Source organism: Enterococcus raffinosus, from assembly GCF_019175485.1.
GTDB lineage: Bacteria > Bacillota > Bacilli > Lactobacillales > Enterococcaceae > Enterococcus_A > Enterococcus_A raffinosus.
Genome location: NZ_CP072889.1, coordinates 386565 through 408836 on the forward strand (window position 1 = coordinate 386565; position 22272 = coordinate 408836).

At 38.6% G+C, this 22272-nt stretch carries 12 protein-coding genes and 1 tRNA gene; 1 reads left to right on the forward strand and 12 read right to left on the reverse strand.

The window, feature by feature from the left end; translation table 11 throughout:
* Nucleotides 1–457 precede the first annotated feature (457 nt).
* The gene (locus J9537_RS16555; RefSeq protein ID WP_245001354.1) at nt 458–12757 is read right to left on the reverse strand and encodes a KxYKxGKxW signal peptide domain-containing protein; all 12300 of its coding nucleotides are present in this window, start codon (nt 12755–12757) and stop codon (nt 458–460) included.
* Nucleotides 12758–13227: 470 nt separating this feature from the next.
* Between J9537_RS16555 and J9537_RS16560 the strand changes: the two genes are divergently transcribed.
* A tRNA-Ser gene (locus tag J9537_RS16560) sits at nt 13228–13315 on the forward strand.
* 8 nt (nt 13316–13323) lie between these two features.
* Here J9537_RS16560 and J9537_RS16565 read toward each other — a convergent pair.
* From J9537_RS16565 to asp3, 11 genes are all read right to left on the reverse strand, one after another.
* The gene (locus tag J9537_RS16565; protein WP_070509700.1) at nt 13324–13953 is read right to left on the reverse strand and encodes a hypothetical protein; all 630 of its coding nucleotides are present in this window, start codon (nt 13951–13953) and stop codon (nt 13324–13326) included.
* Nucleotides 13954–13979: 26 nt separating this feature from the next.
* Nucleotides 13980–15347 carry a hypothetical protein gene (locus J9537_RS16570; protein WP_010744231.1) on the reverse strand — a complete coding sequence of 456 codons (1368 nt, stop codon included), beginning with the start codon at nt 15345–15347 and terminating at the stop codon, nt 13980–13982.
* A gap of 57 nt (nt 15348–15404) precedes the next feature.
* Complete coding sequence (locus J9537_RS16575; RefSeq protein ID WP_010744230.1) at nt 15405–15773, reverse strand: hypothetical protein; 369 nt, start codon at nt 15771–15773, stop codon at nt 15405–15407.
* 5 nt (nt 15774–15778) lie between these two features.
* Nucleotides 15779–16795 (reverse strand): glycosyltransferase, encoded by a 1017-nt coding sequence (locus J9537_RS16580; protein ID WP_245001355.1) that lies wholly within the window; start codon nt 16793–16795, stop codon nt 15779–15781.
* On the reverse strand, nt 16782–17774 hold the full coding sequence (locus J9537_RS16585) for a helix-turn-helix domain-containing protein (RefSeq protein ID WP_083284988.1): 993 nt from the start codon (nt 17772–17774) through the stop codon (nt 16782–16784). Before J9537_RS16585 ends, J9537_RS16580 begins: the two co-directional genes overlap by 14 nt.
* Before the next feature lie 83 nt (nt 17775–17857).
* Nucleotides 17858–18043, reverse strand: coding sequence for a hypothetical protein (locus tag J9537_RS16590; RefSeq protein WP_010744227.1), 186 nt, complete (start codon nt 18041–18043; stop codon nt 17858–17860).
* A gap of 98 nt (nt 18044–18141) precedes the next feature.
* Nucleotides 18142–18588, reverse strand: coding sequence for a hypothetical protein (locus J9537_RS16595; protein WP_070509694.1), 447 nt, complete (start codon nt 18586–18588; stop codon nt 18142–18144).
* A gap of 47 nt (nt 18589–18635) precedes the next feature.
* Nucleotides 18636–19019 carry a hypothetical protein gene (locus tag J9537_RS16600; RefSeq protein ID WP_010744225.1) on the reverse strand — a complete coding sequence of 128 codons (384 nt, stop codon included), beginning with the start codon at nt 19017–19019 and terminating at the stop codon, nt 18636–18638.
* Nucleotides 19020–19032: 13 nt separating this feature from the next.
* Nucleotides 19033–19884, reverse strand: a complete 852-nt coding sequence (locus J9537_RS16605; protein ID WP_070509692.1) for a hypothetical protein — start codon at nt 19882–19884, stop codon at nt 19033–19035.
* Nucleotides 19874–21319 (reverse strand): glycosyltransferase, encoded by a 1446-nt coding sequence (locus tag J9537_RS16610; RefSeq protein ID WP_070509690.1) that lies wholly within the window; start codon nt 21317–21319, stop codon nt 19874–19876. Before J9537_RS16610 ends, J9537_RS16605 begins: the two co-directional genes overlap by 11 nt.
* Nucleotides 21320–22264 carry an accessory Sec system protein Asp3 gene (gene asp3, locus J9537_RS16615; protein WP_070509705.1) on the reverse strand — a complete coding sequence of 315 codons (945 nt, stop codon included), beginning with the start codon at nt 22262–22264 and terminating at the stop codon, nt 21320–21322.
* Nucleotides 22265–22272: the final 8 nt, after the last annotated feature.

The following is a 22272-nucleotide window of genomic DNA, read 5'->3' on the forward strand; positions in this document are numbered from 1 at the left end:
TTGGAATACATTTAATAAACAGTTGATTTATCAAAATGGGAAATATAGTTATTGCATATGTTCTTTTACAATCGAGCAAAGGGAAAAATTAACTAACTTTCCTCTTTTACTCGCCTGATTTACCCGATAAGTTTACGCACATCTTTTGGACGTTAGTTTGTATAGGAACCTTTTCCACTTACCGAGCCTTGGTATCATTCTGTTCGTCGAGCCAAGACTTTGATACACGCTTCCCTCAGTCACATATTCACAAATGCCACCTTGCTTTTCTCAAGCGATTGGTCGATGTGTACCCTCGCAGTGGACTTTCACCACCTAATTAGTTGCTTTGCCTGGCACACTATAAAAAATCCAAAGGAAAATTTCCTTTGGATAAAAAGCCGTTTTCAATTATTGAGTAAGGTATAGAGTTCAATTATTGATCAATTGAACCCTGTACCTATTTCATTTATGAATATTAGTCTTTTTGTTCTTCATCTTTCTTTTTCATTAAGGCAATTGCTGCAAGGACACTTGCTAACCCAACGAATGAAAGTTGTAAACTTGATTCAAGTGATTCACCAGTTTTCGGATATTCTTTTCCAGAAGAACTTGTTCCACCTGAACTCGTTGTGCGTGATACTCCCCCTGAAGAGGCTAATCCAGAACCACCAATTTGTGATTTTGGCGTTGATCCTGTAGTACCTCCACGACTACTTGTCGACGTGCTTACAGAAGTCGGAGCAATCGCACTCATTGAAGCGCTGCTACTCATACTTGCTGACTCGCTTGTACTTAAGCTATTGCGCGTACTATCGCTAGTGCTTGCTGACGTGCTACCGCTATAGCTTTGCGATTCGCTTCTTTCACTTGCACTAATTGAGGTACTCAAGCTTGTACTGTCACTGTTACTAATGCTCGTGCTGATTGAGTTTGAGTCACTGATTGACGTACTCATGCTCGTGCTTTCGCTTATGCTTGCTGACGTACTTCCACTGTAACTTGCTGATAGACTCGCACTTTCACTATTGCTTGCGCTTGTGCTATCCGACCTTGAATCACTGATTGACGTACTATCACTTGCACTGTCGCTCGCGCTTACTGATGTGCTGCCACTATAGCTTTGCGATTCGCTTCTCTCACTTACACTGATTGAGGTGCTCAAACTTGTACTGTCGCTATTACTAATGCTAGTACTGTCCGATCTCGAATCACTAATTGATGTGCTTGTGCTTGTACTATCACTAAGACTAGTACTCGTGCTTGTTGAGTTTGAATCACTGATTGAGGTACTCAAGCTCGTGCTTTCACTTGTGCTTGCTGACGTACTTCCACTGTAACTTGCCGATAGGCTTGCACTTTCACTGTTACTTGCGCTTGTGCTATCCGATCTTGAGTCACTCGTTGATGTGCTATCACTTGTACTTTCACTTGCACTTACTGACGTGCTGCCACTGTAGCTTTGCGATTCGCTTCTTTCGCTTGCGCTAATCGAGGTACTTAAGCTTGTGCTTTCGCTTATGCTTGCTGACGTACTTCCACTATAACTTGCTGATAGACTCGCACTTTCACTATTGCTTGCGCTTGTACTGTCTGATCTGGAATCACTGATCGACGTGCTATCACTTGTACTGTCACTCGCACTCACTGACGCGCTGCCACTGTAACTTGTTGACTCGCTTGACGAATCACTCACACTTGTCGAAATAGATTCACTGATTGACGCACTGATACTTGAACTTTCGCTGTTACTGATGCTGGTGCTATCTGATCTGGAATCACTGATTGACGTGCTGTCACTTGTACTGTCGCTCGCACTCACTGATGTGCTGCCACTGTAGCTTGTTGATTCACTTGCCGAATCGCTCACACTTGCCGAAGTAGATTCACTGATTGATGCACTGATTGAATCACTAATGCTTGCACTTTCGCTATTACTAATGCTGGTGCTGATTGAGTTCGAATCACTGATCGACGTGCTATCACTTGTACTGTCGCTTGCACTTACTGATGTGCTGCCACTGTAACTGGTTGATTCACTTGCCGAATCACTCGCACTTGTCGAAATAGATTCACTAATTGATGCACTGATTGAATCACTGATACTTGCACTTTCACTGTTACTGATGCTGGTGCTGATTGAGTTCGAATCACTGATTGAGGTACTTAAGCTACTGCTTTCGCTATCACTTACGCTCGTGCTTTCGGATCTTGAATCACTGATTGACGTGCTATCACTTGTACTGTCGCTCGCACTTACTGATGTGCTGCCACTGTAGCTGGTTGATTCACTTGCCGAATCGCTCACACTTGTCGAAATGGATTCGCTAATTGATGCACTGATACTTGCACTTTCACTGCTAATGATGCTGGTGCTGATTGAATTCGAATCACTTAGTGACGTGCTATCACTTGTACTGTCGCTCGCACTTACTGATGTGCTGCCACTGTAACTGGTTGATTCACTTGCTGAATCGCTCACACTTGTCGAAATGGATTCGCTAATTGATGCACTGATTGAATCACTGATATTTGCACTTTCACTGTTACTGATACTTGTACTGATTGAATTCGAATCACTGATTGAGGTACTTAAACTACTGCTTTCGCTATCACTTACGCTTGTACTATTGGATCTGGAATCACTGATCGACGTGCTATCACTTGTACTGTCGCTCGCACTTACTGATGTGCTGCCACTGTAGCTGGTTGATTCACTTGCCGAATCGCTCACACTTGTCGAAATGGATTCGCTAATTGACGCACTAATTGATGCACTGATACTTGCACTTTCACTGCTACTGATGCTGGTGCTGATTGAATTCGAATCACTTAGTGATGTGCTTAAGCTACTGCTTTCGCTATCACTTACGCTCGTGCTATCGGATCTTGAATCACTGATTGACGTGCTATCACTTGTACTTGTGCTCGTACTTACTGATGTGCTGCCGCTGTAACTGGTTGATTCACTTGCCGAATCGCTCACACTTGTCGAAATAGATTCACTGATTGATGCACTGATTGAATCACTAATGCTTGCACTGTTGCTGTTACTGATGCTTGTACTGATTGAGTTCGAATCACTTAGTGATGTGCTTAAGCTACTGCTTTCGCTATCACTTACGCTTGTACTATCAGATCTTGAATCACTGATTGACGTACTGTCACTTGTACTGTCGCTCGCACTTACTGACGTGCTGCCACTGTAGCTGGTTGACTCGCTTGCCGAATCACTCGTACTTGTCGAAATAGATTCACTGATTGATGCACTGATCGAATCACTGATACTTGCACTTTCACTATTACTAATGCTGGTGCTAATTGAGTTCGAATCACTTAGTGATGTGCTTAAGCTACTGCTTTCGCTATCACTTACGCTCGTGCTATCGGATCTTGAATCACTGATTGACGTGCTATCACTTGTACTTGTGCTCGTACTTACTGATGTGCTGCCACTGTAGCTGGTTGACTCGCTTGCTGAATCACTCGTACTTGTCGAAATAGATTCACTGATTGATGCACTGATCGAATCACTAATACTTGCACTTTCACTGTTACTGATACTTGTACTGATTGAATTCGAATCACTGATTGACGTACTATCGCTTGTACTGTCGCTCGCACTTACTGATGTGCTGCCACTGTAGCTGGTTGACTCGCTTGCCGAATCACTCGTACTTGTCGAAATAGATTCGCTAATTGACGCACTGATTGAATCACTGATACTTGCACTTTCGCTGGTACTAATGCTGGTGCTGATTGAGTTCGAATCACTTAGTGATGTGCTTAAGCTACTGCTTTCGCTATCACTTACGCTCGTGCTATCGGATCTTGAATCACTGATTGACGTGCTGTCACTTGTACTGTCGCTGTTACTGATACTTGTACTGTCTGATCTGGAATCACTAACTGACGTACTATCACTTGTACTATCGCTTGCACTTACTGATGTGCTGCCACTGTAACTGGTTGACTCGCTTGCCGAATCACTTACACTTGTCGAAATGGATTCACTGATTGATGCACTGTTTGAATCACTAATGCTTGCACTTTCGCTATTACTAATGCTGGTGCTGATTGAGTTCGAATCACTGATCGACGTGCTATCACTTGTACTGTCGCTCGCACTTACTGACGTGCTGCCACTGTAACTGGTTGATTCACTTGCCGAATCACTCGCACTTGTCGAAGTAGATTCACTAATTGATGCACTGATTGAATCACTAATGCTTGCACTTTCGCTATTACTAATGCTGGTGCTGATTGAATTCGAATCACTGATTGAGGTACTTAAACTACTGCTTTCGCTATCACTTACGCTTGTACTATTGGATCTGGAATCACTGATCGACGTGCTATCACTTGTACTGTCGCTCGCACTTACTGATGTGCTGCCACTGTAGCTGGTTGATTCACTTGCCGAATCGCTCACACTTGTCGAAATAGATTCACTGATTGATGCACTGATCGAATCACTGATACTTGCACTTTCACTGCTACTGATGCTGGTGCTGATTGAATTCGAATCACTGATTGAGGTACTTAAACTACTGCTTTCGCTATCACTTACGCTTGTACTATTGGATCTGGAATCACTGATCGACGTGCTATCACTTGTACTGTCGCTCGCACTTACTGATGTGCTGCCACTGTAGCTGGTTGATTCACTTGCCGAATCGCTCACACTTGTCGAAATAGATTCACTGATTGATGCACTGATCGAATCACTGATACTTGCACTTTCACTGCTACTGATGCTGGTACTAATTGAATTCGAATCACTGATTGACGTGCTATCACTTGTACTTGTGCTCGTACTTACTGATGTGCTGCCACTGTAGCTGGTTGATTCACTTGCCGAATCACTCGTACTTGTCGAAATAGATTCACTGATTGATGCACTGATTGAATCACTGATACTTGCACTTTCACTATTACTAATGCTGGTGCTGATTGAATTCGAATCACTGATTGAGGTACTTAAACTACTGCTTTCGCTATCACTTACGCTTGTACTATTGGATCTGGAATCACTGATCGACGTGCTATCACTTGTACTGTCGCTCGCACTTACTGATGTGCTGCCACTGTAGCTGGTTGATTCACTTGCCGAATCGCTCACACTTGTCGAAATAGATTCACTGATTGATGCACTGATCGAATCACTGATACTTGCACTTTCACTGCTACTGATGCTGGTACTAATTGAATTCGAATCACTGATTGACGTGCTATCACTTGTACTTGTGCTCGTACTTACTGATGTGCTGCCACTGTAGCTGGTTGACTCGCTTGCTGAATCACTCGTACTTGTCGAAATAGATTCACTGATTGATGCACTGATCGAATCACTGATACTTGCACTTTCACTGTTACTGATACTTGTACTGATTGAATTCGAATCACTGATTGACGTACTATCGCTTGTACTGTCGCTCGCACTTACTGATGTGCTGCCACTGTAGCTGGTTGACTCGCTTGCCGAATCACTCGTACTTGTCGAAATAGATTCACTGATTGATGCACTGATCGAATTACTGATACTTGCACTTTCGCTATTACTAATGCTGGTACTAATTGAGCTCGAATCACTGATTGACGTACTATCACTTGTACTTGTGCTCGTACTTACTGATGTGCTGCCACTGTAGCTGGTTGACTCGCTTGCCGAATCACTCGTACTTGTCGAAATAGATTCACTGATACTTGCACTTTCACTATTACTAATGCTGGTGCTGATTGAATTCGAATCACTGATTGAGGTACTTAAACTACTGCTTTCGCTATCACTTACGCTTGTACTATTGGATCTGGAATCACTGATCGACGTGCTATCACTTGTACTGTCGCTCGCACTTACTGATGTGCTGCCACTGTAGCTGGTTGATTCACTTGCTGAATCACTCGTACTTGTCGAAATAGATTCACTGATTGATGCACTGATCGAATCACTAATACTTGCACTTTCACTGTTACTGATACTTGTACTGATTGAATTCGAATCACTGATTGACGTGCTCAAGCTAATGCTGTCACTATCACTTACGCTTGTGCTATCGGATCTTGAATCACTGATTGACGTACTATCACTTGTACTGTCGCTCGCACTTACTGATGTGCTGCCACTGTAGCTGGTTGATTCACTTGCTGAATCACTCGTACTTGTCGAAATAGATTCACTGATTGATGCACTGATCGAATCACTAATACTTGCACTTTCACTGTTACTGATACTTGTACTGATTGAATTCGAATCACTGATTGACGTGCTCAAGCTAATGCTGTCACTATCACTTACGCTTGTGCTATCGGATCTTGAATCACTGATTGACGTACTATCACTTGTACTGTCGCTCGCACTTACTGACGTGCTGCCACTGTAACTGGTTGATTCACTTGCCGAATCGCTCACACTTGTCGAAATGGATTCGCTAATTGACGCACTAATTGATGCACTGATACTTGCACTTTCGCTGGTACTAATGCTGGTGCTGATTGAGTTCGAATCACTTAGTGACGTGCTTAAGCTACTGCTTTCGCTATCACTCACACTTGTGCTTTCTGATCTTGAATCACTGATTGACGTGCTTAAGCTAGTGCTGTCACTATCACTTACGCTTGTACTATCAGATCTTGAATCACTGATTGACGTACTATCGCTTGTACTGTCGCTCGCACTTGTCGAAATGGATTCGCTAATTGACGCACTAATTGATGCACTGATACTTGTACTTTCACTGCTACTGATGCTGGTGCTGATTGAATTCGAATCACTGATTGACGTGCTATCACTTGTACTTGTGCTCGTACTTACTGATGTGCTGCCACTGTAGCTGGTTGATTCACTTGCTGAATCACTCGTACTTGTCGAAATAGATTCACTGATTGATGCACTGATCGAATCACTGATACTTGCACTTTCACTATTACTGATACTTGTACTGATTGAATTCGAATCACTGATTGACGTGCTCAAGCTAATGCTGTCACTATCACTTACGCTTGTGCTTTCTGATCTTGAATCACTGATTGACAAACTATCACTTGTACTATCGCTTGCACTTACTGATGTGCTGCCACTGTAACTTGTTGATTCACTTGCCGAATCACTCGCACTTGTCGAAATAGATTCACTAATTGTTGCACTGATTGAATCACTGATACTTGCACTTTCACTGTTACTGATGCTGGTGCTGATTGAGTTCGAATCACTGATTGACGTGCTATCGCTTGTACTTGTGCTGGTACTTACTGATGTGCTGCCACTGTAGCTGGTTGATTCACTTGCCGAATCACTCGTACTTGTCGAAATAGATTCACTGATTGATGCACTGATCGAATCACTGATACTTGCACTTTCGCTATCACTGATGCTGGTGCTGATTGAATTCGAATCACTGATTGACGTGCTGTCACTTGTACTGTCGCTCGCACTCACTGATGTGCTGCCACTGTAGCTGGTTGATTCACTTGCCGAATCGCTCACACTTGTCGAAGTAGATTCACTGATTGATGCACTGATTGAATCACTAATGCTTGCACTTTCGCTATTACTAATGCTGGTGCTGATTGAGTTCGAATCACTTAGTGATGTGCTTAAACTATTGCTTTCGCTATCACTTACGCTTGTACTATCAGATCTTGAATCACTGATTGACGTACTTAAGCTGTTGCTTTCGCTATCACTTACGCTCGTGCTATCGGATCTTGAATCACTGATTGACGTACTGTCACTTGTACTATCGCTCGCACTTACTGATGTGCTGCCACTGTAGCTGGTTGACTCGCTTGCCGAATCACTCGTACTTGTCGAAATAGATTCACTGATTGATGCACTGATCGAATCACTGATACTTGCACTTTCGCTATTACTAATGCTGGTACTAATTGAGCTCGAATCACTGATTGACGTACTATCACTTGTACTTGTGCTCGTACTTACTGATGTGCTGCCACTGTAGCTGGTTGACTCGCTTGCCGAATCACTCGTACTTGTCGAAATAGATTCACTGATTGATGCACTGATCGAATCACTGATACTTGCACTTTCGCTGGTACTAATGCTGGTGCTGATTGAGTTCGAATCACTTAGTGATGTGCTTAAGCTATTGCTATTGCTTTCGCTATCACTCACACTTGTACTATCAGATCTTGAATCACTGATTGACGTGCTTAAGCTATTGCTTTCGCTATCACTCACACTTGTGCTATCGGATCTTGAATCACTTACACTTAGACTTTCACTTTTGCTAATACTTGTACTGATTGAATTTGAGTCACTGACAGATGTACTTAAGCTGTTACTATCACTAAGTGAATCAGAAGTAGACTCGCTTGTACTTTTACTATCACTTTCACTTATCGAAATAGACAACGATTCAGAATTGGAAATACTAATTGATGTGCTTTCACTGTCTGATAAACTACCGCTTTCGCTCTCACTATCACTAAGTGAATCAGAAGTAGACTCACTTGTACTTTTACTATCACTTTCACTTAGGCTTTCACTTATCGAAATAGACAACGATTCAGAATTGGAAATACTAATTGACGTGCTCTCACTGTCTGACAAGCTGCCACTTTCGCTCTCACTATTGCTAAGTGAATTAGAAATGGACTCACTTGTACTTTTACTATCACTTTCTGACAAGCTTTCACTCACTGAGAGAGATAGTGATTCAGAATTGGAAATACTCTCCGATGTACTATTACTATTCGAAGTACTATTGCTCTCACTGTCACTTAAGGAATCAGAAATAGAGCTGCTATCACTCTCACTATCACTGTCTGAAATACTTTCACTCACTGAAAGAGATAGTGATTCAGAGTTGGAAATACTTTCGGATGTGCTGCTACTTTCGGAGATACTTTTGCTTTCACTTTCTGAATTAGAATTTGATTCGCTTTCTGATATAGATTCCGAAATTGATAAACTTTCGCTTTCTGAGTCTGAATTCGACTCACTTTCTGAAATTGAAGCCGATAAGGAATCACTATCACTGTCTGAATTAGAGATAGATTCACTTGTAGAAAGCGATTCAGATGTAGACTCACTTTCACTGTCTGAATTAGAGTCAGATTCACTGTCTGAAATTGAAATTGACAACGATTCACTCTTAGACACAGATTCGGAGGAAGAAATACTTTCGCTTTCTGAATTAGAATTTGATTCACTCTCTGATATAGATTCCGAAATTGATTCAGACGTGGAGTCTTCGGATTCTGAAATTGATTCACTCTCTGATATAGATTGTGAAAGTGAAGTGGATTCACTATCTGAATCTGAGTTAGAAATAGAACTACTTTCGCTCTCTGATCTAGAAGTAGACTCACTTTCTGATGTTGACGTTGATTCAGACACAGGATCGACCTCATAATTTACAGTGAAGGCTTGTGGTGAACCATCCGTTGAAATACCATTGTTTGAAGTTGTATCAAACAAACTGTTATTTGCCAAAGCCTCAGCTAATGTCGCATAAACTTGTCCATCTGGACCAGTCACTGTATAGATATATCCATTTCTAACTAAATCTGCATCCGTTACACCTAAAACAATTGTCCCATTGGAGACACCGGCTGCACCGTATTGTCCCTCAGAAACACTCGTCGGTAATTGGTCATAAGGATTACCGGTTGCTGGATCAGTAGCTGGTTGGGTATTAGAGATGACCCCAGCCAATTGATAGTCAGGATACAATGTGATAGTTAAAGTTTGTGGTTCGGCATCTGTTGTATTGGTTCCATTCGCTGTAAAGTCAAAAATAAATGTACCATTTGCATCTGCATAATAACCTGCCTCAGTTAGATAACCGTATACCAAATCCGCATAACTAATTTCAGTTCCTGATGTTCCATTAATCGAAACCGTTGGAACTTGACCTACTAAAGGAGTCCCATCTGAATTAACAAAAGTTACGTTAACGGTTTGAATATCTGCTACAACATAAATTGTAACCAAAGTAGCATCTGTTCCAACAGTTGTTGAAGTTGGTTGCACAAAACCATTCAGCTCAGCCCCAGTTGCATAATGATACCCTGAAGCTACATTAGTCGTAGTATAGTACGTATCTAACCAATCAATAATATTTCCATAGTTCGCAGGTGGTAAGTTCGTCCCCGACGCTTCTTGTCCTGAGCTCAAGTAATCCGCGGATATCACCATTCCTGTTTTAGCATCTACGTATTGATATTGAACATTATTATTTTCAACACCATAAACGTAAATATTGTAAACATATTCTGTGCCCTCCATTGGAACAATGGCCACGTTCGCCTGTCCATAAGCATCACCATCATCAGCCGTTGTTGTGCTATCTCCGCCACTTTGTTTATCTACCAATGCAGAAGCTGGAACTTGGCTTGCGATTGCCCACATATAATTCGGCGGCATGTTTGTTAATGCGTAATCTTTATTTACTAAGTTAATATACTGCCCAATGTAATTCGCATCTTTGTCGATAGGAACGTCAATTGTTTTAATGACGTTTCCATACTGATCTACATAGTTAACTTTTACAGTACCTGGATCTATGGCTACAGTTGCTAATTCGCGAGTACTACTATCAACAATATTAGATGTAGTTATGTTTCCAGCAGTATCCTTAATAGTAGTTGTACTTCCTGAAATAGTCATTTCAGCAAATTTATTATTTCGATTTCCATTAGGTGTCGCTGCTTGTGAATCGCTCCCTTGCCAGGTACTAATTTGTGAATTATTCATGGTAAATGTTCCCGCTCCAGTGAATATTGCACCATTAGTCACCGCTCCAGAGCTCGTTAATCTCGCTAAATGTAGTGCTTTCGGAGAGATAAAAATGATTTTCGAGCCACTATCTGTACGAACAACGGTATTATTATTCCACTGTTGCAAGTCTAAAATAGTCCCTGCATTAAAGGTTACTGTAGAATTATTTGTTGCATACAATGAATTATTTCCAACTGTTCTAGTTGCAGTCATTTTCAAATTTTGACCGAATGTAACTGTACGTCCACTTCGATTGCTACCAGTATAACGATCTAAGTCCAACAGCATTTGAAACCCATCTTGTGTCCAATTAACATTGTCCCCTACTAATATTCCGTTATAACCGTAATAAACTAGCGGATAGTTATTAGAATTATACGTACTTAATTCATTACCAATAATTGTCGCACCGTCTCCGGCTGTAAACGTATGGTCAAATCCTGTATCTGCTGCATTATTAGCCCTAATTCCCATAAAGTAGAACATAGAGTAACCAGTTGTGCCCACTGTTCGATTTAACTCGACATGTGCCCCATTAACTATCTCAACTTGACCTATCTGCATTAACTCTTGTTTTACGTCAGCCTTAACTGTACCCGAAAGAGTAACCTTGCTGTCTTCAGCATCTAATAAACGACGTCCTGAATCACTAGTGGTAGTGCCACCATTTCCTTTAAGGATTACATTATTAATATTGAAATTCCAATAACCATATCCGCCAGTCGCGTTTCGTGAATCAATTACTCCATCGGCCGCTGTACTATCACCACTATTAGTCCCACTTTGCCAGTGGATCAAATTAATATCGGTAATAGTAAATATTGATCCTCTCGTTGTGGAAGACGTACCCACATTAAACGCTGCACGCTCCATGTTTACAGTATGTCCGCCACCATCTATGATTATTCCGTTTTGACGCCAACCTAAATCTCGAACAGCTACGCCAGATTCTGCAGAAAAATCAGCAGTTACTTCAATATAGGTTATAGAATTATCCCCATACGCTGCTTTTAACGTCGCCCAATCATTTACCGCCGCATAGGTTCCATTAGCTATAGCTGTTTGTTTGTATGCCTCCTTATTTGTAACCTGATCAGAAGCTGTTACCGTAACAGAGGTCGGATTTTTAGGTGTTTGCCCACTGTTAATCGCATCTTCAAAATCCTCACGATTGATATCTGGATCTGAGGAAACATTGATTTTCGTAGACTTTCCATTAGCTCCTCGAACGGAGAAATACGCAATTAAGTCATTGGCAGCCGCATATTTTTGTGCGGCATGAATTAAAGCAGTACTTGGTGCCACCCCGGTTTTCATAGTAAAAACGAGTTCCTTCGTTGCTGAATCAACTTTTACTTCTGTACCATTTGGAGTAATTTGATCAAAAAGTTCTTTGGCCTTATTAGTATCGGTTTTACTTTGCTCTTGAACAGAAGGTTGCTTACTCTTTGCTTCATTTAATGAATTTGTCGCACTTCGTTGAACAGAGTTGCTCATTGATTCGGACAAACTGGTTGAAACCCACATACTAGAAGATTCTGAACTTTTCATAGAATCAGAAATACTTGTTGACTGCTTTTCATCCAATGCAGCAAGCTCACTCGTTGAAATCGACTCACTAACTGAAGTAGATTGACTCGTCGAATCCGACAAACTAATTGATTCAGATACGCTCATTGATTCGGATAGACTTTGTGACTCGGAGGTCGTTTCTGATTCTGTTTGACTCTCTGACTGTGTCGTACTTTCTGATTCTATTTGACTTGATAATTCTGTAGTGCTCTCAGATTCCACTGTAGTTGAATTTGTGATATTTTCCGAATCTACTACAGCTGTACTATCTTGGGTAGATGAAGCTGGAATCTGAGCGGTATTCTGGTTAGCGAGTACCTCATCTGTATCAATTTCCATACCTGTATCATCAGGACTAGTGGATGTTGCATGTGCATCTGGTGTGATTAAAGTACTAGCTCCTAGCACACTAGTAAAAGCAGTAATAGTAGCAAACATCCAATGTTTCCCGCTCTTGTACATCTTGTATCGCTCTTTTTTATTCGATCTCAAAAGCTTATACAAATTATTTTTACGACTCATAATTAAGCACAACTCCCCTTTCTTCTATATAATTTTGTTGTATTTCTCCGTGGTGCTGAAGGAATTATCTCACAGAACATTATAAGTAGATTAAAATGTATCAATATTGGGAAATAAGTTTTTTATCTAAGAATATTATCCCTAACTTTCTATTGATTCTAATTAATAGATAACTAATATTTTAAATGTGATTCATTTTACGAAAAAAATTTCATCAATAAAAAATAATCTTCCATTCCAGAATAGTAATAACATTTTCTGCTAAAACAATAGTAGTTCTTTTTTTTAGCGAACTAACAAAGGTATTCATAAATGAAAAAAAAATTAAAATAACATAAACTTTATTTTTTAGATATCTGCTGTGTTGTTGACTAGTCCAACTTTTTTTGCTTATAATAAAATAGTCGATTGGGGAAGTACTCAAGTGGCTGAAGAGGCGCCCCTGCTAAGGGTGTAGATCGTTAACACGGTGCGAGGGTTCAAATCCCTCCTTCTCCGTAATATAACTAATGGCTAACATTTAGTGCAAAGGTCGCCACTCGTTGATCTCCTGAAACAAAATCAATTTCAACTTCATTGAAATCAGAACCTATTACTGGTAACTCCCAAAAAATTTGAGTGGTACTCGATTTTCCTTTAGGAACCTCATCTTGACCTTTTTGCTGATTTACTGGTGTCAATCGTTTGCCATCTTTCGAAAAAGCTTGAAAAGATTGCAAGTAGGGCAAAAATGGAGTGTCCATATCAATATTTTTATACTCAATTGTCACTGCAACCATACGCTCGATATTATAGTTTTCCAATTCCCTCATTCCTTTAGGAAAGGAAGAAGGTTTCGTGGTGGCCTCCACAATTTTCATTTCAGCCAACTTATTCTCTCCATCGCCAAACTCAATGCTTTCATTATTCGAGAAAGTTTTTACCTCCTCTGTGAAGCGTAAATCCTCATTTGTTGATTCTTCCTTCTTCAACGGTTTGTTTTCTGCTAGTTCCTTTTTTAGTTTAGAATTTTCAGTTTTTAAAAGTGCTACTTCCTTTTCCAAGCTGGAATTTGCTGTAGTAGACCACTCGGAAGAACAGCCTGAGAGCAAAAAAATCGATACTAGCAACCAACTAATTACTGATTTCTTTATCATTTCAATTAAACGCCTCATTCTACGACCTATAAAGGATTGTCATCAAATCCAACCAATGAACTTAACAGGTCAGCTTGTTCTTTTAAAATATCTGCTACTTCATCTGTAGTTTCTGTTGGTTTTTCTTCAAGCATAGTCTCGCTGATAGAAGCTGGCTCCACTTCTTGATCGCTTACCGTCCCTAAGTCTGAATCTCCTTCATCAGACACCGATACAATACTTTTTTCAGTTTTCGTATCATTTTCTTCTGAATATTCTGAATCCGATAGCGATAAAATTGTTTCTGATTGCGTCTCTTCCTTGCTCTCATGACGATCGCGAAAGTTGTCTCCTAAAAAAATCGTTCCAAAACTATAAATCCCACATGCACTTTTATTGTCTAGCTGTACACAATTTAAACCAAAACTTTCTAAGTACCGGTTCACACTTTTTTGATTAATAATCCCTGATTCCAAATCTCTGATAATGACATTATCTGCATACTGAACATCACTATCCTTTGTTAAATAAGACAATACTTTCTTCGTTTCCTCATTCGTTTCCTCACGTACCAAATCAGTCAAATCGATTTGTTGGCGGCCGTTAACAACAAGCAGTGATTCACTATTTGTGATAACGTTATAAACCATATCTTTATCAATTTGAAGCGGACGTTTGTCCGTTTGAACACAGTTTGTCTTATATTCCTGTACGATACGGTCTGAGAATTCATAAATACCATGTGAAATATTTTCGCTTTTAATTAATTCTCCATTATCATACACATCGCATTTTACATGGTGGTCACTCACGTCGATGACATAGTTAAGACCATCAAACACGCGAACTTTTCCTTCATCATGTTTATAATACTGTCCGTGTTCAATTTCCAATATTGAACAAAAGGTTTTTGGTACAAGTACAGCTTTTTCTATAATGATAGATAGCTTTTTGCCATCTACAGTGGTCTCAAATGATCCTTCAAAATGCTGTTCATTTTCCATTAATTCCTTTGAACTTTTAGAATTTACTCCTATGAAAATGGAACACTTAAGCTGATCTTCTTCCACTTCATCAAACAGATCACGACGATTTTTCGCTAGATAGGAAAGGGCGCTTCTAACTAGATTAAGCGAATCAACTTCTTCTATTTGTTCAAGAACATCTCCAAACGTATGATAGGCGTTTGTCCGTCGACTCTGCCTTTTCTTGATCCCCCATAAAATGGTCTCGGACATGTCGGGTAGTTTAATCTCACTCCCTTCTATATCTGTTGTCTGATTGTTAAAAAAAGACGGTTTCCAGGAATTTTTTTTTACTCCTGAATACACTGAACTAAAAATCTCTTTATAATTTGTGCTAGATATCCCCACTCTAAACTGATCAATATCTAGTGCTATTATATTCTTCACCATAAGCTCCTCCAATAGTCTTTATTACGCCATTCCATTCTTAAAACAACTAACTTCTTATTATTCTGACGCTAAAATTGATGCAGAAAGAGTTCGCAACTGCTCCTCCTGCTTTTCAATCATTACCGAGATCGTTTCAACATCTTTTACCATTTCTTCTACTTGGTCATAGCAGGCAGTGAAGCCATTAATGTAGCAACAGAGTTCATCAATTTTAGTGTATTCTGAAGCTAATAGATCAATGCTTTCTCTCACTTGAAAAAAATTATCCAAAGTTATGTTCTTCATAGTTTTTATTTCTGAAATTAGTTCTGTTAAATCACTGATCTTTACATCTCGAACTTCAACGAGCGTATCGATACGTTGTAGTAGTTCATTTAACGTAGCTTTGCTAGTTTCAAGCTCGTTTTCTAAGCCAATCATCGTCATTCTATTTACTCCATTTCTTTAAGAAGAATATCGTGCTCTACTTGAATTAAAACTTGTTTTGTAAAAAGTCCTTCTCTTAATAGACAGCCGAATCGATTCACCCGTTGCTTTAATTGTTTTAACTCATCCTCTTCAATGCCTGCCATTAATGGATCAATCTCGGACAACGAACTGATGGCAAAACCTAGTCTGTATTTCACTACAAAATCTGCTATCGCTGAATCCTGCCACACAATTACAGGAAGACCTAACGCCAAATACAATGAAACCTTATGCGGCGAATTGTACTTTGTATATTCTTGATAGTTTCCTCCCTGGAATAAATCGTTGTCCCAAGCGATTCCAAATCGGTCCTTTGGTATTCGTCTAAGTAACTCAGGCTGAGAATACACACCTTTGTAATTTACCGTCTCACCCAAAGGAATATCGCCCTTAAGCCCAAAAGCATCAATTCCTGTTTGATATCTCCAGTCTTTTAAAAATACAGACTTCTGTAGATTTCCTGCGAAGACAAGTGAACGATTAAGCGAAGAAGTGAACAGTATCTGATGCTCATTTACTAAATAATCAAATAGTTCTTTTTTTATCATTGGCGTCAAAATGCCAAAACTTCTTAGCTTATTTTCCATCTTTTCTCCATGTGTAATAAGCATATCTGCTTTATTAAACAAATGAATCTCTTTTAGGAAACTATTATCCCTCAGCAACTCAGAATCATGGATCAATAAAACAAGTCTTGCACCTCTTTGCTTTACTCGATCAACAAAGGTTTGCTCAAACTGAAACTGATTATAGCTAGGATATTGATAGACAATTAAATCTCCTTTAGCTACTCCAGCTGTAATCCCATCAATTCTTGCTGTCAGGGCTCTTTCATCTTCTCGCTCATCGAAGTAACGATAGATGTACAGTTTGTTATAACCAATTGACTCAGCTACGGTCGCTACATCTCCTCTAGCTTTAGAAACTGAATCGACAGACTGGCCTTCCACAATATAGGTTACCCACTTATTCAAAGACACATTTCTCCTTGATAGTTAAATTTTTGAAGAAATCAAATTCATTTCTTGGTAAATAAAAGGACGAATTAGCCATATCGGACTTGATTTTTTGAATGACGACATCCTCACTAGAAATATCTTTCTTTACATATAGATAAGCTAAAAATTGAAAAATTTCTTTTGTTTGCAGATTTTCACCATGCTGTTGCTTTAGAATTGACGTCGCCTTATTCAACAACTTAATCGCCTGTTTATGATTGTTCATATCCACAAAACATAAAGATAAGTCAATCACACAGCCAATAAGAATATCTTTCCACTCATTTGACTGATTTTTCAAAAATTTCTTCAGTATGCTATTTTCTAGGATAATACTTTCTTTCTCCATCACTGAATTGGAACAAGAAAAATTCAGATTCACCCGTAAAGTTGCTAAATAAAGCAAAATATCAAACATTGTGAAGTAATCAATAGATGAAAAATAATCGGCAATTTGATTTACTTCTTGACTAGAATCATTCCCGTAACAACAATGCACTACTAAATCGGCATACGTTAATATAAGCTTATAGGAGATATTATCTTCACTAGCATTACGAAATTTTTCTAACGATTTACGGAGCGTTAAAAACTGTTTACACTCTCGTTCCTTGTTCGATAGAGAGGTATAAATTACTAATCCCAACATTTGAATCTGCTCATCTGTAGAAGAAACAAATAGGTTTAATAATTCTCGATCTGACATATTTAAAACTTTTTTTAGTCCCATCACCAATTCAAGCGGTAAATCTGTTTGATACCGCAGCCATCGGTAATATCTAGATTTTGAAAGATTAATCTTTCTTTCTAGTGTTCGAATTGGAATTCCTTTTCTTTTCCGTATTTCTTCGATCGCTTCTCGATCAATGTTTACCGCTACAACCGAGTTTTGTGGTTCGGTCAGAGTTGGATTCATCGTATTAATTAATCTGCAAATGCTCAAAAGACTACTTTTCATCATTCCACGCTCCTCAGACTCAACAGTAAAACTATTTCTCCACTTATCGTCTATTCTTTTAACATGCAAAAGGATTAATTACATACTTACCTTCCAATCGACTCAATCAAAGAATAGACAAGTGATCCTAAGATAACACTGGACATAATTACTGAAATAATAATAGTCAGCAATTTAGAATGTTTGTCCTTATCCTCAGCATTATCTATAACCTTATTGCTTTCCTGCTTAAATTTTTCTTCTATCTCTCGTGATAACTGATCTTTTTTCATTTGCTGCCCTCCTAAAAAATCTTCTCTAAAAGGATATAAAATTTGTTGAGAGGGATCCTTTTTAGAGAGTTCCATTTTCACTGTATCGAAAAAGGACCCTATGCTTCTCCAAGTACCTGTATATTTTCACTTAATTGAGCAATCTGTAAATTTTGATCAGTGGTCTTTTCTATAATTTTAGAAAGAGCCTGCTCACTTTCTACAAAAAAGCAATGTTTCAAAACATCTTTTTCCGTCTTAAATGACACCGAAATTGTTAAATAAATTTCCTTCAACAAAAGATATTCGTCCATGTATTCTTTATGAACCTGATTAAAACGCTCCTTCATCGTTTTAATAGTTTCAATCGTTGTGTCTGATTGATTAAGCATGTTCGTCATTTCTTGATGCAGCTTTTGTAACTGATTCACCTTATCATGCTGCTTAGTGACTATATCTGACGCATTTTTCTGCTCCGTTGCAAAATCTAGTAAGGACGATGAATGCTTTTCTATCATTTCATTCATACTTAATAAAAGCTCGTCTGCTGGTATCACTGTATCCATTATTTTCTCTCCTTCATGTCCTCAAAAAAAGCGTTTAACCTGAGGGGCTATTTTTCTATTTCATTCACGATACTCAAAATAATTTTTTCATTTTCATTAATAACGTATTGCTTAGCGATGATCTTTTCGGTATCATATGAGACCCTCAACGTTAACAATATTTCTTGTAGTGCTGCATATTCTTGTTTGTATTCTTCGAAAAGACCATTAAAATCTGTTTTTAGCTGTTTAATTTGATCAATCGCTGCTTGGCTACCAGCTAATTGCTTGATTTGTTCGTTGATCGCCTGCATGATTGTTAATTGTTTCTTTTGCTGCTCTAGCAATGTTTCTGCTCTCTCTTGTTCCTGATCAAAATTTAACAGCGAATCGGGATTTTCATTGACTAGCTCTTGAATCTTCTTGAAAACTTTTTCTGCTGGAATCGTCATAGTTAGAAACTCCTTAATCAATAATAGTTACTTTATCTAAACAAACATTTTTATTTGTCAATTTTTGGTACTGTGTTTTTAACATCTTTACTTCTTTGATATAAGAAATCCTATTCTCAAGTATGCTCAATAAGTTTTCCTTAATATCACCGGTATTAGTAAAGGGAGATTCGCTCAAATAGAGCACATTGTCCGACTTTGTTTGGGACAACGAAAAAAGTTCCAATCCCATATAAGCGATCGACACACGGTCTTCTTCAGTAACAATATTTGCTACTTGATCCGCTAAAAACTGGACAAGACTGCTATATTTATTAGAAACCTTTCCTGTATTTTTATCTCTTATAGTCACTAAGTTAATTTGTCCCTCATAAAAAAAATATTGGACAATCGGATGTTGCTGACTATCAAAAAAATCAATTTCTTGGACAGCGTCGTTAAAAAAATGAATATTGCTATAAAGTGCTCCGTCATCTGCATACTCTTCAATGAAATCTGTCGTACCATCCCTATTCAGATAGTTGACTTCTTTCACATGGCGGCGTGTTTCTGGGTACGTCACGACCTGTCCGATTTCATCTCCATCATTAATTACAGAGATACTTCGATCTTCATTCATATAAACTTCCGCTGTTGAAACTGTTGGAATTTGATTAAAAAAGAGAAAGGCATTTGAATGATGGTTTCGTTGAGTGAGATGATCTAAAATATTTATTCCTTCAACGCCTTCAGATTCTTTTAACTTGTTAAACGTCGGGCTAGGAGAAAGTGAAATAACTTTTCCCTTATTAGTAATTAATCGCTTTTTTTGGCTTTGCCAGATATTATTTGTTGGTTTAATTACACTCACTAACTCATAATCCATTGATAAGCTCCTTCCATTGGTTCGCAATAATTGAATCCTGATAGTCCCTAACCGATATTCTTGTATTGTTGACTATTTCTTGATGATTTGCCTTCAGCAATTGAAGAATTCCCTCCTTCAGTTGTTCACGGCTGTATTCTTCATCTGTACGAGAAAAATCCTTTAAATATCCATTCACTCCGTCTTTTACTAGTTCTAACGCGCCGAATCTCGCTTTAAAAGTCACAATCGGCAATCCTGCATCTAATGCTTCAATATACGTTAGGCCAAACCCTTCTGAATAAGAACCAGAAATAAAGGCATCGTAATTTGGATAGACTTGACTTATTTGATTGGAGTGTCCCTTTAGTTTTACAAAAGTCTCCGCCTTCAATTCTTTGATTACTTCGCGCAACTTATTATCTTCTCCACCCTGACCATAAATATCTAAAGAAATCATTGGAAATTGTTTCCTAGCATCACAAATCGCTTTGATAACAATATCGATATGCTTTTCTGATGCCAGACGCGAGACAGTGATAAACTTCTGAATCGGTTTATTTTTGAAAGGTTCGCTTTCTTGTTGAATAGCCTGATCCCGGATGCCTCCAACTGGAATCGCGCAAATTTTTCCAGTTTCCTTGGGAAAATCTATTAATAAATCTTCCCTTTGAAGTTTTGTAGCCACAACGACTCGATCAACCATCCCCATATGCGTTAATAGATACTCATAATAGTTATTCCATAATGGGGCAGAAGGAACATCCCGATCTGAGAGATGGTCTGCATGAATAATTTCAATAATATTTGTTCCCTCAGGCTTATGATTAAATAATGCCGATTCAGCTTCCTGCCCACGATCAACAAAATAATTTTTGACTCCTGAAAATTGTTTAGCCAAACACTCAAAGAAGAAACGCTGCAGCAATACTTCTGTTCGGAAAAATAAATGTTCTCCTTCGAAATCAAAAAGATGGATATTACTGATCAGCTTTCCTCGGTGTTTATCATCGATGTATTCAAACATTACTTTTCTTTCCAACGTTTTATAATCAAATATTTCCGTCTTATACGTGGAGACTAATAATAAGTTTTCCTTTTTTTTACTTGGCGATTTTTCCAAATGTTCTACAATAAACATCCCAGACGATGTGATTGTCTCTTTCGTCCGATGTGTATTTGTAAAATCTAGAAGAATCTCTTCTTTGTATTCATATGTTTTTGTTGCTCCTTTTTTTAAATACTCATTTCCAAAAACAAAGTATTCCCACATGTTAATGACTTTGTTATCTGGTATACGCCAAGCTTCCATGGCTTCGTGTAGATTTTTTACCAGCTCCACAAATACATATTTATATGGAAGCTGAACCTTTTCGAAACATTTTGCTCGATAAAACTGTGCATGCTCCACACCAGAATTTCCAATCCCCATTGCTTTATTTATAAAAAAGTTCATTTATCCTTCCCTCCTGATCGTGTTTTTCTGACTATTTGCAGAATCTCGAGATGTGGACATGTCCACAAACGACGAATTTCTTTTCTTAATCGAAACAATTGCCTGTAAAATAGTGGTTTGATAATGATTCAAAAATGCTTTTTCCTTCAAAAGAGCAGAACGATTCTCTGTGTGTATTGGCATCTCATGTATTTTGCACCTAGGTATGAGTTTTTCTAATATACATGGTAACGCTCGATTTTTATGATCCAAATTATTGAAACGAAGACCTCTGTTAATCTCAATCGGTGAGCTTTTAGGGATTGATTGAAGTCGATCCACTACATAGGTTGCTGCTTCTAGCCAATCGCCTTCCGACTCATTACTCAATAGAAAAAAATAATTTCTGTACTCGTTTATCTCTAAACTCGTCACGTACTTTGAATTTTTTAAAACAACGACCGTCGTCTTTAATCCTTCATAGGAATGCTTGGCTTTAAAAAAAAGAACACTTAAATTCTTGTTTAATTTGAATTCATATTGTTCCTTGAGCGGCTCGCTAAAAATCAATAAATACTTAAAGATAATAAACTCATGTTTTTTATTGACCAGCTGAACCTTGTACGTGACAGCGTTCTCTGGATAAGTAAAGTTTCCTGTTAAATCTTGAAAATGAACTTTATCAATTAAATCCTGATTGACATCAAAAAATTCAATGGTCAATTGACCTGCATCAGCATTATCAAACTCTGCCTCCAACACTATTCTGTATTCCTTTCCGTTCATTAAAATAGGAAGCATAGGCGACTTTCGATCTGCGTGGTATTCCGTTTTTGACTGCCATACTTTTATAGGCGTTCCTGCGGGCATAAATGGAGAAGAAAAACGAACAAAATCATTTTTTAACAGCTCTATTCTAGCTCCGTAATTATAATTGTCACTAAAATCAGTTCCCCACTTTATCATGTAAAAAT